The sequence below is a fragment of the Homoserinimonas sp. A520 genome, from assembly GCF_054489245.1.
The window spans coordinates 710,048-726,733 of record NZ_JBTMWX010000001.1; the positions used below are offsets into that span (position 1 = coordinate 710,048).

At 68.3% G+C, this 16,686-nt stretch carries 15 protein-coding genes; 10 read left to right on the forward strand and 5 right to left on the reverse strand.

Annotated features, from left to right (window positions below; all coding sequences use genetic code 11):
- Positions 1-103: 103 nt before the first annotated feature.
- The 7 genes from ACX3PH_RS03665 (at position 104) to ACX3PH_RS03695 (ending at position 10,473) form a co-directional block, all read left to right on the forward strand.
- Complete coding sequence (locus ACX3PH_RS03665) at positions 104-3,082, forward strand: FtsX-like permease family protein (RefSeq protein WP_459089485.1); 2,979 nt, start codon at positions 104-106, stop codon at positions 3,080-3,082.
- Positions 3,079-5,844 carry an ABC transporter permease gene (locus ACX3PH_RS03670; RefSeq protein WP_459089487.1) on the forward strand — a complete coding sequence of 922 codons (2,766 nt, stop codon included), beginning with the start codon at positions 3,079-3,081 and terminating at the stop codon, positions 5,842-5,844. The genes ACX3PH_RS03665 and ACX3PH_RS03670 overlap by 4 nt, the downstream gene beginning before the upstream one ends.
- Positions 5,841-6,842 carry an ABC transporter ATP-binding protein gene (locus ACX3PH_RS03675; RefSeq protein ID WP_459089489.1) on the forward strand — a complete coding sequence of 334 codons (1,002 nt, stop codon included), beginning with the start codon at positions 5,841-5,843 and terminating at the stop codon, positions 6,840-6,842. The genes ACX3PH_RS03670 and ACX3PH_RS03675 overlap by 4 nt, the downstream gene beginning before the upstream one ends.
- The gene (locus tag ACX3PH_RS03680; protein ID WP_459089491.1) at positions 6,839-7,546 is read left to right on the forward strand and encodes an ABC transporter ATP-binding protein; all 708 of its coding nucleotides are present in this window, start codon (positions 6,839-6,841) and stop codon (positions 7,544-7,546) included. The genes ACX3PH_RS03675 and ACX3PH_RS03680 overlap by 4 nt, the downstream gene beginning before the upstream one ends.
- A gap of 227 nt (positions 7,547-7,773) precedes the next feature.
- Positions 7,774-8,832, forward strand: a complete 1,059-nt coding sequence (locus tag ACX3PH_RS03685) for a type III polyketide synthase (protein WP_459089493.1) — start codon at positions 7,774-7,776, stop codon at positions 8,830-8,832.
- Positions 8,829-9,344 carry an isoprenylcysteine carboxyl methyltransferase family protein gene (locus ACX3PH_RS03690; protein ID WP_459089495.1) on the forward strand — a complete coding sequence of 172 codons (516 nt, stop codon included), beginning with the start codon at positions 8,829-8,831 and terminating at the stop codon, positions 9,342-9,344. The genes ACX3PH_RS03685 and ACX3PH_RS03690 overlap by 4 nt, the downstream gene beginning before the upstream one ends.
- 10 nt (positions 9,345-9,354) lie before the next feature.
- The gene (locus ACX3PH_RS03695) at positions 9,355-10,473 is read left to right on the forward strand and encodes an NAD(P)/FAD-dependent oxidoreductase (RefSeq protein ID WP_459089497.1); all 1,119 of its coding nucleotides are present in this window, start codon (positions 9,355-9,357) and stop codon (positions 10,471-10,473) included.
- Positions 10,474-10,597: 124 nt separating this feature from the next.
- Here the strand turns inward: ACX3PH_RS03695 and ACX3PH_RS03700 are convergent, their stop codons facing one another.
- Positions 10,598-11,479 carry a bile acid:sodium symporter family protein gene (locus ACX3PH_RS03700; protein ID WP_459089499.1) on the reverse strand — a complete coding sequence of 294 codons (882 nt, stop codon included), beginning with the start codon at positions 11,477-11,479 and terminating at the stop codon, positions 10,598-10,600.
- A gap of 111 nt (positions 11,480-11,590) precedes the next feature.
- Positions 11,591-12,031 (reverse strand): MarR family winged helix-turn-helix transcriptional regulator, encoded by a 441-nt coding sequence (locus ACX3PH_RS03705; RefSeq protein WP_459089824.1) that lies wholly within the window; start codon positions 12,029-12,031, stop codon positions 11,591-11,593.
- A 78-nt stretch (positions 12,032-12,109) separates the two neighbouring features.
- Between ACX3PH_RS03705 and ACX3PH_RS03710 the strand changes: the two genes are divergently transcribed.
- Positions 12,110-12,325: a hypothetical protein gene (locus ACX3PH_RS03710; RefSeq protein ID WP_459089501.1), complete on the forward strand. Its 216-nt coding sequence runs from the start codon at positions 12,110-12,112 to the stop codon at positions 12,323-12,325.
- Between the two features lie 118 nt (positions 12,326-12,443).
- Here the strand turns inward: ACX3PH_RS03710 and ACX3PH_RS03715 are convergent, their stop codons facing one another.
- Positions 12,444-13,100 (reverse strand): HAD hydrolase-like protein, encoded by a 657-nt coding sequence (locus ACX3PH_RS03715; protein ID WP_459089503.1) that lies wholly within the window; start codon positions 13,098-13,100, stop codon positions 12,444-12,446.
- A 26-nt stretch (positions 13,101-13,126) separates the two neighbouring features.
- Positions 13,127-13,822 carry an endonuclease NucS gene (gene nucS, locus ACX3PH_RS03720; RefSeq protein ID WP_459089505.1) on the reverse strand — a complete coding sequence of 232 codons (696 nt, stop codon included), beginning with the start codon at positions 13,820-13,822 and terminating at the stop codon, positions 13,127-13,129.
- A 119-nt stretch (positions 13,823-13,941) separates the two neighbouring features.
- Between nucS and ACX3PH_RS03725 the strand changes: the two genes are divergently transcribed.
- Positions 13,942-14,895 carry a hypothetical protein gene (locus ACX3PH_RS03725; protein WP_459089507.1) on the forward strand — a complete coding sequence of 318 codons (954 nt, stop codon included), beginning with the start codon at positions 13,942-13,944 and terminating at the stop codon, positions 14,893-14,895.
- A 359-nt stretch (positions 14,896-15,254) separates the two neighbouring features.
- Positions 15,255-15,461 carry a dodecin family protein gene (locus ACX3PH_RS03730; protein ID WP_459089509.1) on the forward strand — a complete coding sequence of 69 codons (207 nt, stop codon included), beginning with the start codon at positions 15,255-15,257 and terminating at the stop codon, positions 15,459-15,461.
- On the opposite strand, the gene ACX3PH_RS03735 is transcribed toward ACX3PH_RS03730, so the two are convergent.
- Entirely contained in the window at positions 15,458-16,678 is a 1,221-nt protein-coding gene (locus ACX3PH_RS03735; RefSeq protein ID WP_459089511.1) for an MFS transporter, read from the reverse strand. The two genes, ACX3PH_RS03730 and ACX3PH_RS03735, sit on opposite strands and share 4 nt — an antisense overlap.
- Positions 16,679-16,686: the final 8 nt, after the last annotated feature.

The following is a 16,686-nucleotide window of genomic DNA, read 5'->3' on the forward strand; positions in this document are numbered from 1 at the left end:
CCGCAGCTGGCAACGACCGTGACCGGTACGCTGACTCACTGGCGGGGCAAATTGATGCCGTCACGCCGGCCAACGTCGTCAACGGTACCGGGAGGTAGTGCCTGTGGGTGCAGCCCGACTCGTCGTCAGGCGCTCACGCACGCGGGGCAACCTGCTCCTCTCCCTTTTCGCCGTGGTGGCCATCGTCGCCTTCCTGCTGGCCGGGATGATCGGCTACCTGAGCGGAGCCGCGGATGCTGCGGTGCGGGAGACTCTGAGCGTCGGACCGGCTAAGGCGGTGTCAACCCAGCTGAGCACCCGCCTGGCCAGTGACAGCGACCAGCAGGCGGATGCCACCCGGCAGCTGATCGATGACGCGTTCACCGACGTGGAGGTCGCGGTGCACCGCACGGTGCGGAGCAACCCGGCGAAGGCGTCCATCGGCGAAGAGGCCCCCGAGCTGATCCTCATGGCCGACGCTGAGCTTCCCGAGCACGCAACCCTCGTCGACGGCGCCTGGCCCAGCCCGCGGGAAGGGGCAGTGCCGACGGCTGTTCAGGCTTCCGCGGCGGACGCGCTTGGTATCGGGGTCGGGGACAGCTTCACCGTCGAAGGGCTGGAGTTCGTGGTCGAGGCGACCTGGCTCCCCGACGACGCGACCGACCCGTACTGGTTCTCCGACCCAGCCGTCGCCTCCGGCCTGGACCGGCTCAGTTATGGCCCGGTCGTGACCTTCGAGGGCGCGCTGGCCGAACTGCCGGTGCGCAGCTATGCCCGGTGGACGATCGTGCCCACCGATGCGGCTCTCACAGCGGCGGGACTACCCACGCTGGCAAGCGCGCTCGATGAGCTTGCGCTGCGGGTCGAGCGCGCCGACGGCGAGCAGAACATCGAGCTGTCGGGCTCACTCGGGGAGCGGGTTGACCTGGTGCAACGCAGCCTGGGGGTTGCGAGTGCGCTCGTCACCGTTCCGGCCGTGCTCGTCATCGTGATCGGCCTCATCACCCTCGCACAGCTGGCGCGGTTGCTGGTGGCGGTGCGCCGCGGCGAGACGGCGCTGTTGCGGGCTCGCGGCGCATCCGTCACCCAGCTGACTGTCGTCTCGCTTGCCGAGGCTGTGGCAGTCATCGTTCCGGGCGGCGCTGTCGGCCTGACGGCGGTGGTGCTCCTGCTGGGGTCGGGGCTGGTCCCGGTGAACGGTGCCGCGATGACAGCGGCCGCCTGGCCGATCGCGCTCGCCGTTGTCGGGTCCGCCGCGTTGGTGTGCGGTGTGGTGGGCTGGCGGGCGGCGGTGGTCGGTGCGGGGCCGGTACACGGCGATTCCGGTCGCACGCGCGCCTCCGTCACGATCGGCGCAGCCGTCCTGGTGCTGGTGGCGGCCGGGGTATCGCTCTGGCAGTTCAAGCTTTACGGGTCCCCCCTCACTGTCGGGCAGGACGGCGTCACCCGGGTCGACCCGCTCACCGTCGTCGCCCCGGCCCTGCTGCTGCTGGCCCTCGCCATGGTAGGACTCCTCGCGTTCGGCCCGGTCGCTCGCCTGCTCGAGCGGTGGGGAACCCAGGGCCGGGGCATCCTTCCCGCACTCCCCACCCGTCAGGTGGCGAGGCGGGCTCCGGTGTTCGGGGTCGCCCTGCTGCTCGTCATCCTCGCCGTGAGCGGCACCACTCTGACCGCCGCCTATTCGCAGACCTGGGCTACGGCCAGCGCGACGGCTGGGCAGTTGAGCAACGGCGCGGATGTCCGCGTGCAGCTCAGCCCGCCGCCCACCGTCGAGCGGTCCGGTTTCCGGGTGAGCGCCGTGCCGTACCTGCGGATGAGCGGGGCGGATGATGCTGCCACGGTGCTCAGGACGCCGGTGCGGATCGGCGACGACACCGTCGGCCTGACGGCCGTGGCTGCCGTCAGGATGCCGGGGGTGATGCTGCCGGTGGCGGGATCCTTCGACCCGGCGCTGGTCGCATCCGCCCTGCAGGCCGAACGGACCGGATTCCAGCTGGGAGCTGCGGGCGAACTGCCGTTGACGGTGCAGGTGAGCAGCCCTCCCGGCCAGGAGGCCGGCCTGGTGGAGGTGTTCGCCTGGCTCGAGGACGCTGACGGTTCCCTCACGCTTCTCTCTCTCGGAAGCACTCCGGTCGCCGACGCCGCCCCAACCACCCTGACCGCGGTCGTGCCGGAGGGCAGGGCGGGGGAGTGGACGGTGCTCGCCGTCGAAGCCGCGCTTTCGGCGGCGGACGGCGCTCGCGGCATCGAGGTCGCCGTGAGCGGGCTCGACCAGCGTTACGCGCTGGCCCTGTCCTCCACCGAGCCGACCGACCGGGCGATCACCTACGCTGAGCTGCCCACCCTGCCGGTGGTCGTGACGGAGGCGCTGGCCTCCCGCCTGAGCCTCGAGGATGGAAGCACGATGAGGGCGCGCATCCCGAGCACCGCCAGCGCAGTGGAGGCCATCGTTGCCGGAACGACCCCGGCCATACCGGCTGCTGACGGAGGTCTCGGCATGATCGCCGACCTGCAGACATTGAACCGCTACCTCCTGCAGCGCAGCGAGCGGATGCCACAGCCGGCCGAAGTCTGGATCAGCGCCACCGACGGCACGCGGCTTGTGGATGGAGCCATCTCGGTCAGCACCACCTCGGCGACGGTCACCACGCCCGGTGATGGTTCCGGCGACCGCGTCATCGCCCCGGCGCTCGTTGGACTGTGGTGGGGCACCGCCGGCGCACTGCTCCTCGCCGCGATCGCCGTGCTCGCGATCACCAGCACCTTCGCACGGGATCGGCGGGACGAGGTCATGGTGCTGCGCGCGCTCGGGATGTCGAGTTCCGAACAGGGTCGAAACCGGCTGATGGAACTGGTGAGCGTGGTGGGAGCGGCGCTGGTGACCGGCGTCATCACCGGACTGATCTCATCCGCCCTCACCGTCGGGGAGTTGGCGACCACGGCTGCCGGCGCTTCGGTACCGGTCTCGCTTCGATTCGACGTGCTCGGGTGGGTTGCTCTCCTCTTCGCTTTGGTCGCCGTTTTGGTAACCATCTCAACCGGTTACGCCGGTTCGGTGTCTCGCCAGGCGCGCGACACCGAGTACCGGGCAGGCGCCGCATGAGTCGGCGCAGGCTGAGCGCCGGGCACCTGCTGTGGCGGCACGCGACGGCTGGGACCGGCGCCTCCGTCACCGTCGCCGTCGTGGTCTTCGTGCTCGCCGGAATCGCCGTCGGAGTGCCCCGAGCCATCCAGCTTCTCGTCACCGACAGTGTTCAACACGAAGTGACCTCGCTGCCGGTCACCACTCGCGACCTCGTCGGCCAGGCGTTTGGCGGGCCCGTGATCGGGGCCTCCGCCGACCCTGCAGGCAGCCCCTTCGAGCCGGAGGTCGACGCGGTCTGGGGCTCCCTCGAAGACGGCCTCACCGACGTGCGGAACGCGATGCCCGAGGTGGTGGAACGCGCCGTGGGCGAAGTGCAGTACGCCGTCACCCTCGCGCCGAACCGGGCCATCGCCGAGCGCGACGGCGCGCCGGATACCGAGATCTCGCTCGGGTTCGACCCCCGGTTGCTCGACCACGTGAGCGTCACCAGCGGCGAAATGCCGGAAGCCATGACCGCGGATGTGCCAAACGACGAGCCGACCGGAATCCTCCTCTCCGAGATCATCGCTGAGCGGATGGAATGGACGCCGGGAGAAGTGCGCGAGCTGCGAACCCCGAACGGAACCCAGCCGCTCGAGCTGACCGGAACCTTCGCGGCGCACGACGACGACGACCCGTATTGGCAGCACGTTGCCGCGTCTCTCCGGCCATCCATCGAGATCATCGGACTGGCACCGCCTGTGGTGATCGGGGTCGGGTTCGCGCATCCGGCATCGTGGCAACACGTGGTGCCGTTCAGTGCGGGCGCGCAGCTGCAGGCGTGGTTCCCCCTGGAGGCGGATGCCGTCACCGCCGGCAACGCGGCGGCCTTCTCGCAGGGGGTGCGCGAGTTCACCAGGAACGCCCACCGCGTGGGGGATCCGACACTCGACGACGGGTGGTTCGGCCGGTACACCACCGTCCCGGTGTTCGAGCTGCCCTTCAGCACGCGTGTCACCAACGCGCTGGATGATGCGATTGCGTCCACCTCGGCCACGAGTGCCGTGCTGGCCATGCTGGCATCCGGACCGATCGGCGTTGCGGTCGCCGTGCTGCTGCTCGGTACCCGGCTGGTCACCGACCGGCGCAACACCGGACTGCAACTGGCGGCCGCCCGCGGAGCGTCGCCAGGCCAATTGCGGGCGACGCTGGCGGTGGAAGGCCTGGGTATCGGCGTCCCGGCCGGCGTTCTCGGTGCTGTCGTCGGATCGATGCTCGTCCCCGGGCCGCCCCAGCCGGTGACGCTGGTGCTGGCCGCGCTGGTCGCTGCGCTTCCGGCCGTGCTGCTCGCCACGACGCCGGTCGTGTCGGGGATGCGCCGCGTACGAGCGGACCTCGGCCCGCGTGCGACCGGACCATGGCGGTGGATCCTCGAAGTGCTCGTGCTGGCCGCCGCCGGCCTCTCAACCTTCCTGCTGCTGCGCCGAGGGCTCACCACCGCGGCCGGCACGGTGACAGTCGATCCCTTGCTGGCGGCCGTGCCGTTGCTGCTCGCCCTCGCCACCTGTGTCGTCGTGATGCGGGTGTACCCGCTCCCGCTGGCGGCGATCGCGCGCTGGGCGGCGCGCCGCCCGGGACTCACCGCCTTCCTCGGGGCGGCGCGCGGAGTCCGCGACCCGGCCTCAGGTTTGGCGCCCATCCTCGCGATGGTGGTCGGCGTATCCGTCGCCGTCTTCTCCGGCGCCATGCTCAGCACCGTGAACGCCGGCGTCGAACACTCCGCCCGAGCATCCGTCGGTGCGGACCTCCTGGTCAGTTCGCAGGCGATCACCGCTGAGCAGGCGGATGCGATCGAAGCCATCGACGGCGTCGTCGCCACAGCTCAGGTGTACGCCGAGGTGCGGGTGACCCTCACCCACGACGGTGCGCGGGACTACCTCACCGCGATCGTCGTCGACGCGGACCAATTGGCGGCGGTGCAACAAGGGAAGCCCGGCTCGATCGAGGGCCTGGACCTGTTGCACGGTCAAGGGGAGCGGGTGCCGGTGATCGCATCGAAGGCAGTCGCGGAACTGCTGGGCGGCTCGGCTGACGCCAGTGGCGACGCCGAGATCGATGGTGCCGCCATCGAGGTGGTCGGGGCGGCGCCGACCGACGGTCCGATGAGCGACCGTCGCGCCTGGGTGATCGTCGACCGGACCAACGCTGAAATACTGGTCGGCACCATCTACTCGCCGTCGCGGGTGTTCGTGGATCTCGATGAGCAGGCATCCGCCACCCAGGTGCGCGATGACATCCGCTCCCTTGTGCAGGCCAGTGCCACCGTGTCCATTCCGGAACAGGTGGTGGACGAGCTGAGGTCGAACCCGGTCGTGACCGGGCTGCAGTCGGCGCTGATCGCGGCGCTGGTGCTGGTCAGCTTTCTCTGCACCGTTGCCGTCGTCATGACCCTGGCGCGAGGGGCGGCCGGGCGCGACAGACTGCTGTCCATGCTGCGAACGCTCGGGTTGGGCCTGCGTTCGGGAACAGCCATCGTGGCGTGGGAGCTCGCACCGATGACCGTCGTGGCGCTGATCGCCGGCACCGCACTGGGAGTCGCGCTGCCCTGGATCGTGCTCGCCGGCGTGGACCTGACCCTGTTCACCGGAGGGTCGCAGCAGCCAGCCGTCGTCATCGACCCTCTGCTGACGGCGCTGCTGACCGGCGGGTTCGTGCTGCTGGTGCTCGTGGCGACGGTCATCGCCGTCGTGACCGCGCGGCGAACCGACCCCGCGACAGCGCTGAGAACGATTGAGGAATGAGAGTGGACATTGTGGCTGAAGAACCAGACATCCTCTGCACCGACCTGGTGCGCATCTTCACGGCGCAGGGAGTCGAGGTGCAGGCGCTCCAGGGCCTGAACCTGCGAGTCGAGCGCGGCGAGATGGTCGCCCTGGTTGGAGCATCCGGATCAGGAAAGTCGACGCTGCTGACAATCCTCTCCGGGCTGGACACCCCGACGGCCGGCGCCGCGATGGTTGCCGGCCACGACCTGCTGACCATGGGACGGCGTGAGCGCCTGGATTTCCAGCGGCACAGTGTCGGGTTCGTCTGGCAGCAGACCTCGCGCAACCTCCTGCCGTACCTGACGGCGGCCGAAAACGTGGCGATGGCGATGATCCTCGCCGGGTCCATGCCGGCGAGGCAGCGGGAGACGCAAGTGGATGAGCTACTGACCCTGCTGGGCGTCGACGACTGTGCGGACAGGCGGCCGGCCGAACTCTCGGGCGGGCAGCAGCAACGCGTCGCCATTGCCGTCGCCATCGCGAACTCGCCGAAAGTGCTGCTGGCGGACGAGCCGACCGGTGAGCTGGACGACGCTGCCAGCGTGCAGGTGCTGGAGGCCATGCGCACCGTCAACGAACAGCGTGGCGTCACCGTGCTGATCGTCACCCACGACGCCACGGTGTCGAACCATGTGCGGCGCACGATCCAGATTCGGGATGGCCGAACCTCCACCGAGGTGCTGCGCCGCCAGCACGTCGACCAGCACGGGGAGGAGCACACCGTGGCCGAGGAGTTCGCCGTGCTCGACCGGGTTGGGCGGATGCAGCTGCCGGCCGACTTCATGGCCGACCTCAGCCTGCGAGACAAGGTGCGACTGGCGCTGGAGACCGACCACGTCGGCGTGTGGCCCGGCGACACTGCTGCCAAAAGCCCCGCTGCCAAGAACCCTGGTGGTGGCACCGCTGGAACAGGCAGGCGCTCCGCCGGCAGGCACGCCGCGGCACCGGAGAGCACGGACGGAGACCAGTCATGACCGAGGCAATGTTGACGGAGGCGGTGCTGTCCGAGGCGGTGCTGCGAGCGGCATCCGTCAGTCGCGTGTTCAGAAGAGCAGGTGGCGACGTTCACGCCTGCACCGACGTCAGCCTGGAGGTGAGGGCCGGCGAATTGCTGGTAGTGCGCGGACCGTCCGGATCGGGCAAGACCACCCTCCTGAACCTGCTCGGCGGACTCGACACCCCCACCTCGGGCAGCGTCTGGGTGGGCGGCGTCGACCTCACCGCAATGAGTGAGGACGAGCTGCTCTCCCTGCGCCGCAATCGGCTCGGGTATGTGTTCCAGTCGTTCGGGCTCATCCCGGTGTTGTCGGCCGCCGAGAACGTCGAGGTTCCACTGCGCATCCAGGGGATGGCACCGCGAACGCGCGATGCCCGGGTCACCGAGATGCTCGAGCTCGTCGGCCTGGGCGAGCACGCGGCCCAGCGACCGTACGAGCTGTCTGGCGGGCAGCAGCAACGGGTGGGGATCGCCCGGGCGCTCGCGGCTGGGCCGCAGATCCTCCTGGCGGACGAGCCGACCGGGCAACTCGACAGTGGCACGGCGGCGACCGTCATGGACCTGATCGGCGAACTGGTGCACTCGCAGGGGGTCGCAGCTGTCGTCGCGACCCACGACCCGCTGCTCATCGACCGCGCCGACCGCGTCATCGAGCTGCACGACGGGCGCATCGCCTCCTGAGCCGGCCTGCTCCCGAGACATCCGAAGGGGCCCGCGAGTAGGGCCATGGTGCGGGTCGTTCGCCGCGCGCACCCGCATAACGCCCCGTCTCGCGCGCGAAAATGCGTTCTGTGCGCGTAACCTATTCAGGCGGTTACCCGCTGTTGGAACGCCGTTACAGCGAGTAGCACGTGATTCCACCCAACACCATCCGCCGCCTTCAGGGTGGGCGTGCTAGTTTCGCCCCCATGAGCCGTATCGCGGCGGTTGCGCCAGTCTTGCCAGAGCACAGCTACACGCAGGAAACGATCACGGCTGAGCTCGCGTCGCTGATCGCGCCGTCCGACAATCGCCGTAGCGTGCTCGAGCGGATGCACGCGTCCACCCGCATCGGAACGAGGCACACCGCGCTGCCGCTCGAGCGGTATCGCACCCTGGGGTCCTTCGGTGAGGCAAACGACATCTTCATTGAGGTGGCAATCGAGCTGGGTGAGCGGGCGGTGCGCACGGCGTTGGCGGATGCCGGACTCACGCCGCGGGATGTCGACTACATCCTGTTCACCACGGTCACCGGAATCGCCGCACCCTCGATCGACGGCCTGCTGGTCTCGCGTCTCGGATTGCGATCGGACGTCAAGCGGATGCCGTCGTTCGGCCTCGGGTGCGTGGCCGGGGCATCCGGAATCGCCAGGGTGCACGACTACCTGGCCGGTCATCCCACTGAGGTGGGGGTGCTGCTGTCGGTGGAATTGTGCTCGCTGACCCTGCAACGCGGAGACGAGACCATGGCCAACTTCGTGGCCAGCGGCATCTTCGGCGACGGGGCGGCCGCCGTGGTCATGGTGGGGGATCAGCGGAGCGAGCCAGGGCCGGCGGTGATCGCGACCCGCAGTTCCTACTATCCGGAAACGCACGACGTGATCGGCTGGAAAATGCGGGCGAGCGGGTTCGAGATCGTGCTGAGCGCCGGAGTCGCGGATGTGATCGAACGCTACTTCCCGGTGGACGTGACCGGCTTCCTGGCCGATAACTCGCTGACCATCGGCGAGGTGGACCACTGGATCGCGCACCCGGGTGGACCGCGGGTGCTTGAGGCGTTCGGGCAGGCGCTCGACCTGCCCGACAGCGCGTTCCAGCCGAGCTGGGACTCCCTGGCCAGAGTGGGGAACCTCTCCTCCTCGTCGGTGCTGCACGTGCTGGCCGACACGCATCCGGACAGTGCACATCCGGACAGTGGATCGTGCGGGCTCCTCTTCGCGCTCGGCCCCGGCGTCAGCGCCGAATTCGTGCTGCTGGAGTGGATGTGATCGCGTACCTCGCGCTCATCCTCGCCACCGGTGTGGAGCGCCTGGTCGAACTGGTCATCTCGGCGCGCAACGCCCGCGCCGCTTTCGCCCGCGGCGGCCAAGAGTTCGGGCGAGCGCACTTCCCGTGGATGGTCGCGCTGCACACCGGACTGCTGGTCGCCAGCTTCCTGGAGGCCTGGCTGCTCGAGCGGCCCTTCCTGCCGTGGCTCGGCTGGCCGATGCTCGCCCTGGTCGTGCTCAGCCAGGCGCTGCGCTACTGGTGCATCACCGCGCTCGGCCCGCAGTGGAACACCAGGGTCATCGTGGTGCCGGGCGCCGGCGCGGTGACGCGCGGACCGTACCGGTGGTTGCGGCACCCGAACTACGTCGCCGTCGTCATCGAGGGGTTCGCCCTGCCGCTGGTCCACTCATCGTGGATCACCGCCGCCGCGTTCACCGTGCTCAATGCGGTGCTGTTGCTCGGGTTCCGCATCCCGGTCGAAGAGCGCGCGCTGGCAACGCTGACCCGATGAGCGCAGGCGGATGATCGACGTCGTCATTGTCGGCGGCGGGCCGGTCGGCCTCGCTGCGGCGATCGAGGCGAGGCTGGCCGGGCTCAGCGCTGCGGTCATCGAGCCGCGAACGGGCCCGATCGACAAGGCTTGCGGCGAGGGGCTCATGCCCGGAGCGCTGCCGCTGCTCGACAGGCTCGGGGTGCATCCGGCCGGGCATCCGCTGCTCGGTGTCGGCTACTACGCTGCCGCCCACCCGCACCGCAGCTCCACCAAAGTGCCCGTTCCGGTCAGTAGTGCCCCGCGCAACGGGAACAATCCGCCGGAACGGGCACTAATGCGGAGCGTGGAGCATCTTTTCTTGAGTGGGAACGGGCTTGGCGTCCGGCGCACCGTGCTCCACGAAGCGCTGTGGGAACGTGCGGCCATGCTCGGCGTCGACCTCATCAAGGGACGAGCGGATGCGATTGAGCAGCACGAAGGCTCCGTCACCGTGATCGTCGGCGCGAACCGCATCGACGCCCGCTGGCTGTTCGGTTGCGACGGGCTGCACTCTGACGTCGCCCGGCTGGTCGGACTCGCCAGGCCGCCCCGCCCCGGCGATAGGAGGTATGGCATTCGCCAGCATTTCGCACTGGCCCCCTGGAGCAGTCTGATCGAAGTGCACTACGGGCCGACCGCCGAGCTGTACGTGACGCCGGTTGGCGCCGACGCCGTGGGGGTCGCCATGCTCGCACCGCAGGGAACCTCGTTCGACGCCGCGCTGGCCGCCGTACCGGAGGTTGCCGATCGCCTGACCGGCGTAGCGGTCGCGAGTGAACGCCGGGGCGCCGGGCCATTCCGCCAGCGCACCCGGGCGCGCACCACCGGGAGGGTGCTGCTGGTCGGGGACGCCTCCGGTTACGTCGACGCGCTGACCGGGGAGGGGCTCCGGCTCGGGTTCGCGCAGGCATCCGCTGCCGTCGCCAGCGTGGTGGACGGCCGACCGCAGCGGTACGAGGGGGAGTGGAGGCGGGTGACCCGTGACTTCCGCGCACTCACCACCGGGCTGGTCGCCTGGGCGGATTCACCACTGCGCAGAACGCTGGTGCCGACCGCCGCACGCCTGCCCGGCGTCTTCGGTGCCGTGGTCGAGCGTCTCGCCCGCTGACCCTCAGCAGACGTGCCGCTCTCGCGGTGGACGACGCACCTTCACCCGAGTCGGGGCATTGTGTGGGAACCTACAGCGTCGAACAGCAGATTGGCCCGACTCGCGTAGGTGAGACCGAGCTTGTCTACGCGGGGACCGCGTCGGGGACCGTCGTGCGCGAGCGCCCGAGCACGAAGAACCCGAACGCGGCCGCGACGAAGAACATGAGCACGCCGTACACGGCGGCCGGCAGCGACAGCTCCAGGCTGCCGAGCACCGACTGCGCGATGACGATTGCCAGCGTGGCGTTGTGGATGCCGATCTCGAATCCGCTGGCGATCGCCTGCGACCTGCCGACCTTGAACAGGAGGGGCGCCAGGTAGCCGACGGTGAGGCTGATCACGCAGAACAGCACCGTGATGAGCGCGAGCGTCGCAAAGTTGGCGACCAGGATCTCCCGGTTGGAGATGACGGCGCCGGCGATGACAACGACCAGGATGATGACGGATGCGATGCGCACCGGCTTGTCCATGGCATCCGCGAACTTCGGCTTCCACTTGCGGATCAGCATGCCCAGCAGCACCGGGAGCAGCACGATGGCGAACACTTCCAGTGTTTTCGACAGATGGAGGCCGACCTGCTCGCCGCCGGGCATGAAGTAGGCGATCGCCAGGTTTGCGATGATCGGCAGCGTGACGACGGCGATCACCGAGTTGATGGCGGTGAGGCTGATGTTGAGGGCGACGTCGCCGCGGAACAGGTGGCTGTAGAGATTCGCCGTGGTGCCTCCGGGGGAGGCGGCGAGCAGCATCATTCCGACTGCCAGCACCGGGGGCAGCTGGAACGCCAGTACCAGGCCGAAGCAGATGGCGGGCAGCACGATGAGCTGGCAGGCCAAGGCGATGAATACGGCTTTCGGATGCTTCCCCACCCGAGCGAAGTCGGCCACCGTGAGGGTGAGGCCGAGCCCCAGCATGATGATTCCGAGGGCGACGGGGAGACCGATGGTGGTCAGCGCTGAGTCCATCCGCTCAGTGTGGCGGAAATCGGTACCGTCGTGCCACCGCAACACGGAGCGATAGTGGCCGTTCCGGAGAGATGTGCCCCGCGGAACGGGTGCATCCCTCCGGAACGGGCACTATTGGGGGTGGGTGGCGGCGGCGAGCACGACGTGCAGGATGTCGCGCAGCTTCTCAAGGTCGGCGATCGGCACCCCGAGCCGCTCGATGATCTGCGCCGGCACCTTCTCGGCTTCCGCACGGAGTTCAGTCCCGGCAGCGGTCAATGTCACCGCGAGCGCGCGTTCGTCGCTCTCACTGCGGGCGCGCGTGATCAACCCGGCAGCTTCCAGCCGCTTGAGCAGTGGGGACAGCGTCGCAGGTTCCAGGTGCAGGGCGTGCCCGATGTCGGCGACGGTTCGTGGGCTGCGCTCCCAGAGTGCGAGCATCACCAGGTATTGCGGATGCGTGAGCCCGAGTGGCTCGAGTACCGGACGGTAGAGGCCGATGACGCTGCGCGAGGTCGCCGCGAGGGCGTAGCAGACCTGCATATCGAGGGAGAGCGGATCGCGAGCGGTCATGGTGGTCATGGATCCAGTCTAGCCAATTCAGTTAGTGTGCGTATGATTAGTGTGCGAATTAATTAGGAGCGAGACGGAATGAACGACCAGCGGAAACCGAACTGGGCAGACAAGCTCAATGCCCTGCTGGTCCCGTACATCGGCCCGCCGCCGCTCGGCCCCTACGGCGAGGCTCCGCTGCCGCCGACCGGGCTGTCGGCCTGCCCGATGTGCGGGGTCGTCATGTCGGCACACGAAGTCGAGCGCCGAGACGGTCGCCCGACCAAGCTGCACTGCCCGGTCCCGGCTGCCTAGCGCAGAGCCCGTCCCATCTGTCAACAGGACCGATCATCCGACGCGCCGTCGCCCCAGCGCGCTCGTCGGCGTGTCACCGAATCCGTCCTGTTGACGGAGGCTCAGGAGATGCAGCGGCCTAGGGCAGCAGCAACGGGATGAGTTCGCCCGGCGAGGAGACGACCGCGATCGAGCCCTCCTGCTCAGCGAGCGATCCGTAGCCCCAGTCCACAAAAATGGCCGGTACGTCGTTCGCGGCCGCGCCCTCGATATCGTGCTTCCGGTCGCCGATCATGACCGGGTTGCTGAGGTCGGCCCCGATCATCCGGAACCTGGTGAGCGCCTCTTCGATGACGTCCTTCTTGGCGCTGCGGATCTCGTCGATCGACGAGCCGGCGATCACCCGGAAATATTGCGTCAGGTTGGCGTTGTCGAGAATGACGGATGCCGGGAACTCCGGCTTCGAGGTGGCCAGCGACAGCGGGATACCGCTTTCGTGGATGGAGCGCAGAACGGAGCCGATCCCCTCGAACACCGGGCTGGTCTGCGTGCCGTGGTCGAGGTAGTGCTTGCGGTAGATGGCGAGCGCCTGCGCAGATTCGATCGGCGTCATCCCCGCGTAGTCGCGGAAAGCATCGAGGATCGGCGGGCCCACGTAGGCGAGCAGTTCTTCGGCCGATGGAACCGGCCGGCCCAGTTTCTCGAACATGTAGCTGAGCGACGCGGTGATTCCGGGTGCGGAGTCGGCGATCGTCCCATCGAGGTCGAACAGGATGCAGGTCCACGGCTTCTTCATTGTGCCTCGAGCCTACTTAAGGAGCGTCAGAACAGGCGCAGGTGGCTGTCATCGAGGCCGCGCATCTCGTCGTAGTCGAGGGTGATGCAGCGGATGCCGCGGTCCAGTGCCAGCGTTCGTGCCTGCGGTTTGATCTCCTGTGCCGCGAAGACACCCGCCACCGGGGCCAGGCGCGGGTCGCGGTTCATCAGTTCGAGGTAGCGGGTGAGCTGCTCGACCCCGTCGATGTCGCCGCGCCGCTTGATCTCCACCGCGACACTGCCGCCGGAAGCATCCGTCGCCAGGATGTCGACCGGGCCGATCGCGGTCATGTATTCGCGGCGCACCAGGCGGTAGCCGTCGCCGAGCACCTCGATCTGCTCGGCGAGCAGCTTCTGCAGGTGTGCTTCGACGCCGTCCTTCTGCAGGCCGGGGTCGATGCCCAGCTCGTGGGTGCTGTCGTGAAGAATCTCGTGGATGGAGATGACCAGCAGGTCGGCGGTCTTCGCCTGGGTGACCTTCCAGATTTCGGCGACGCCGGCATCCGCCTGCTCAGACTCCGGCTCGATCGTGGCGAAAGTACAGGGCGGGCTCATCCAGTTGAGCGGCTTGTACGACAGCGAGTCGGAGTGCACCAGCACGCTGCCGTCCGCTTTCAGCAGCAGCAGCCGGGTGGCAAGGGGAAGGTGCGCACTGAGGCGGCCCGCGTAGTCGACGGAGCAGCGGGCAATGACAAGTCTCACTTCTCTAGGGTATGGGTTCGGCCCGGCCTCGAGTGATGGGGACAGCATCGGAGCAGGCCGCGATCAATGCCCACATCAGGGGTCAGCTCCGACCTGCTGGTGTTGGCTAGGTTGTGGACATGACCATTACGGGGCCGAGGGTGTCTTCGGGCAGCTTCGATGAGCTTGCTCGCGACCTCCAACGCATGCGGCTGGAGGCCGGGGCGGTGTCCTACACGGAGTTGGCGACGCGCATCACTCAGCTCCGTGAGTCCCAAGGCATGAGCGAGGCGGCGGCGAAAGTTGCCCGGTCGTCGGTTTACGACGTGTTCCGGCCGGGTCGAAAGCGAGTGAACGCCGAGCTGGTCGGAGAGATTGTCCTCGCGCTCGGGCGCGGCGAGGACGAGGCGACGGCCTGGCGTCTGAGGACAGCCGCCGCACGGGAGGAGGACGTGCAACCCCCGGACGACCGACTCGGTGGTAGCAAGCGGGGCAGGAATGTTGCCCTGGCCGTGGTGCTGTGCGTTGCCGCCGTCGGGCTGAGCCAGTTCATGAACTTCACCGGCAGCGCGCTGCATCTGCCGCTCTACCTCGACATGGTCGGCACCGCCTTCGCTGCCTTCGCGTTCGGGCCGTGGGCGGGCGCGGCGGTTGGAGTGGCGACCAATCTGACCGGCAACCTCATGCACGGGGACTTCAGCGGCTGGGGCTTCGCGTCCGTCCAGGTCGCCGGAGCAGTCATCTGGGGCTATGGCTTACGAGGCTGGTTCGGGCGCAGCCGTTCTCGCTTCCTGTTACTCAATGCTGTGGTCGCGGTCGTCTGCTCGCTGGTGGCCGTGCCGGTCATTCTGCTCTTTTTCGACGGGGTCAGCACCCTGTCTGGTGCCGCTGCGCTCGCAGATGCGGCGCAGCAGCTCGGCAACGGGCTGCTGGCCACGTTGTTCTCGGTCAACATGCTCACTTCCCTGGCGGACAAGCTCATTTCCGGCTATCTCGGGCTGTTCATCGTCTGGGCTCTCGCGCACTACGGGTTCGCCATTACGGACACCGTCCGGGTTCGTTTGGGGTTGGTGCCACCGCGGGTCAAGGGCTGAGTGTCGCGCCTAGGCTTTTGGTGGAGCTCCAACACGTCAGGCTTTCCCGAGGCCCGACTTCCACTAGACCGGAACAGCTGAGCCAACGGCTACACCCTTGATTACCCAGGGGAGACCGCGGATCAGCCACCCGATCCGGTCATCGGGGTCTCCGAAGCCTGGGGGCTGAGGCCTCGGAGATTCCCGAGGTGCCGCTGCGGAGCCCGGCGCCGTCATCCTGATGCACCCGAGCGCAGCCATCACGCGCCGCCCTGCAAAGGCTGGGCATTGGATGAGAGCTCGAGCCGGCGCGGAGGCCCGAGCGTACGCTCGAAAATCATCCGCCATCGCGGAGAAATCCACCACTTAGAGGAGGAATCATGGGATCCGTCGCACGAGTAACCACACTCAATATCCGCTCGGAGACAAGTTTCGAGGACGCCGTCAAGATCGGCATCGAGCGCGCACACAAGACTCTCCGGGGAATCTCCGGAGCCTGGGTCAAGGAGCAGAAGGTCGAAGCGGCCGACGGCCAGATCACCGCCTGGTCGGTCGTGCTCGAAGTGACCTTCGTGCTGGATGACTAGGACTTCATCGGCTCGCGGGCGGCGTGCGAGACGGCGCCCGCGGCCACGATGAGCACCAGCACGATCAGCAGGGCATTCAACAGCCCGACCTGCTGACCCAGGAAGCCGATCAGCGGCGGCCCGATCAGGAACGCTGAGTAGCCGATCGTGGCAACCGCGCTGACCCTCGCCGCGGCCGTGCGCGGATCGTCCGCCGCCGCCGACATGCCGGTGGGGAAGCCGAGAGCCGATCCCAGGCCCCACAGGACTACCCCGACCACGGCGATCCAGGCGACCGGGACGAAGATCACGATGAGCAGGCCGATCACCGCGAGGGCAGCGGATGCGCGCAGCACCGGAACGCGTCCGAACCGGTCCAGGATTCTGACGCCGGCGAGACGACCGACGGTCATCGCAGTCACGAAGACGCCGAACACCAGCGCGCCGGTTGACTTGTCCACGCCGTGTCCCTCGACCATGGTGAGCGACAGCCAGTCGTTCGCCGAACCTTCGGCGAAGGCCATGCCGAGCACGATCACGCCGATGAGGAGCGTACGGGGGTCTCGCCAGACGCCGAGGCGTTCCCGCCAGGTAGTGCCGTGGTCTTCATCCGGCGAATCGGCTTGCAGCACGTTCTCCGACTGGGTCGACATCACTCCGAGCAATCCGGCGACCACCATTACCGCCGACACCACCGCGGCCTGGACAGCGATCGGCACCTGCGCGAACTCCGCGGCCGCTCCGACCCCAGCCCCGATCATGGTGCCGAAGCTGAAGAAGGCGTGGAAGATGGGCATGATGGTGCGCCCGAGCGCGCGCTCGTTGACGGCACCGGACAGGTTCATGGCGACGTCGCACACCGACATGCCGGCACCGAAAACGGCCATGCCGGCGAATACCACCCAGAATTGTTGCCCGACGGTGACGCCGACACCGGCCAGCCCCAGGCCCAGGGGGCCGATCACCAGCGACCAGGCCATCGCGCGGCGGGTGCCGAAACTGGTGATCACGTGGCTCGCCGCCAGCAACCCGGTGATCGAGCCGACCGCGATGGCGAAAATGAGTACGCCGATCTGCGCGGTATTGACGTCGAGCGCGTCCTTGACCGCCGGGATGCGGGCCATCCAGCTGGCGATGCCGATGCCGCAGACGGCGAAGATCGCGAAGATCCCGTTGCGCCAGGCGACGACCTGACCACGGTTGAGTCCAGCGGGGTAGACGGGAGTGGGCGAGGTCACTCTGACAA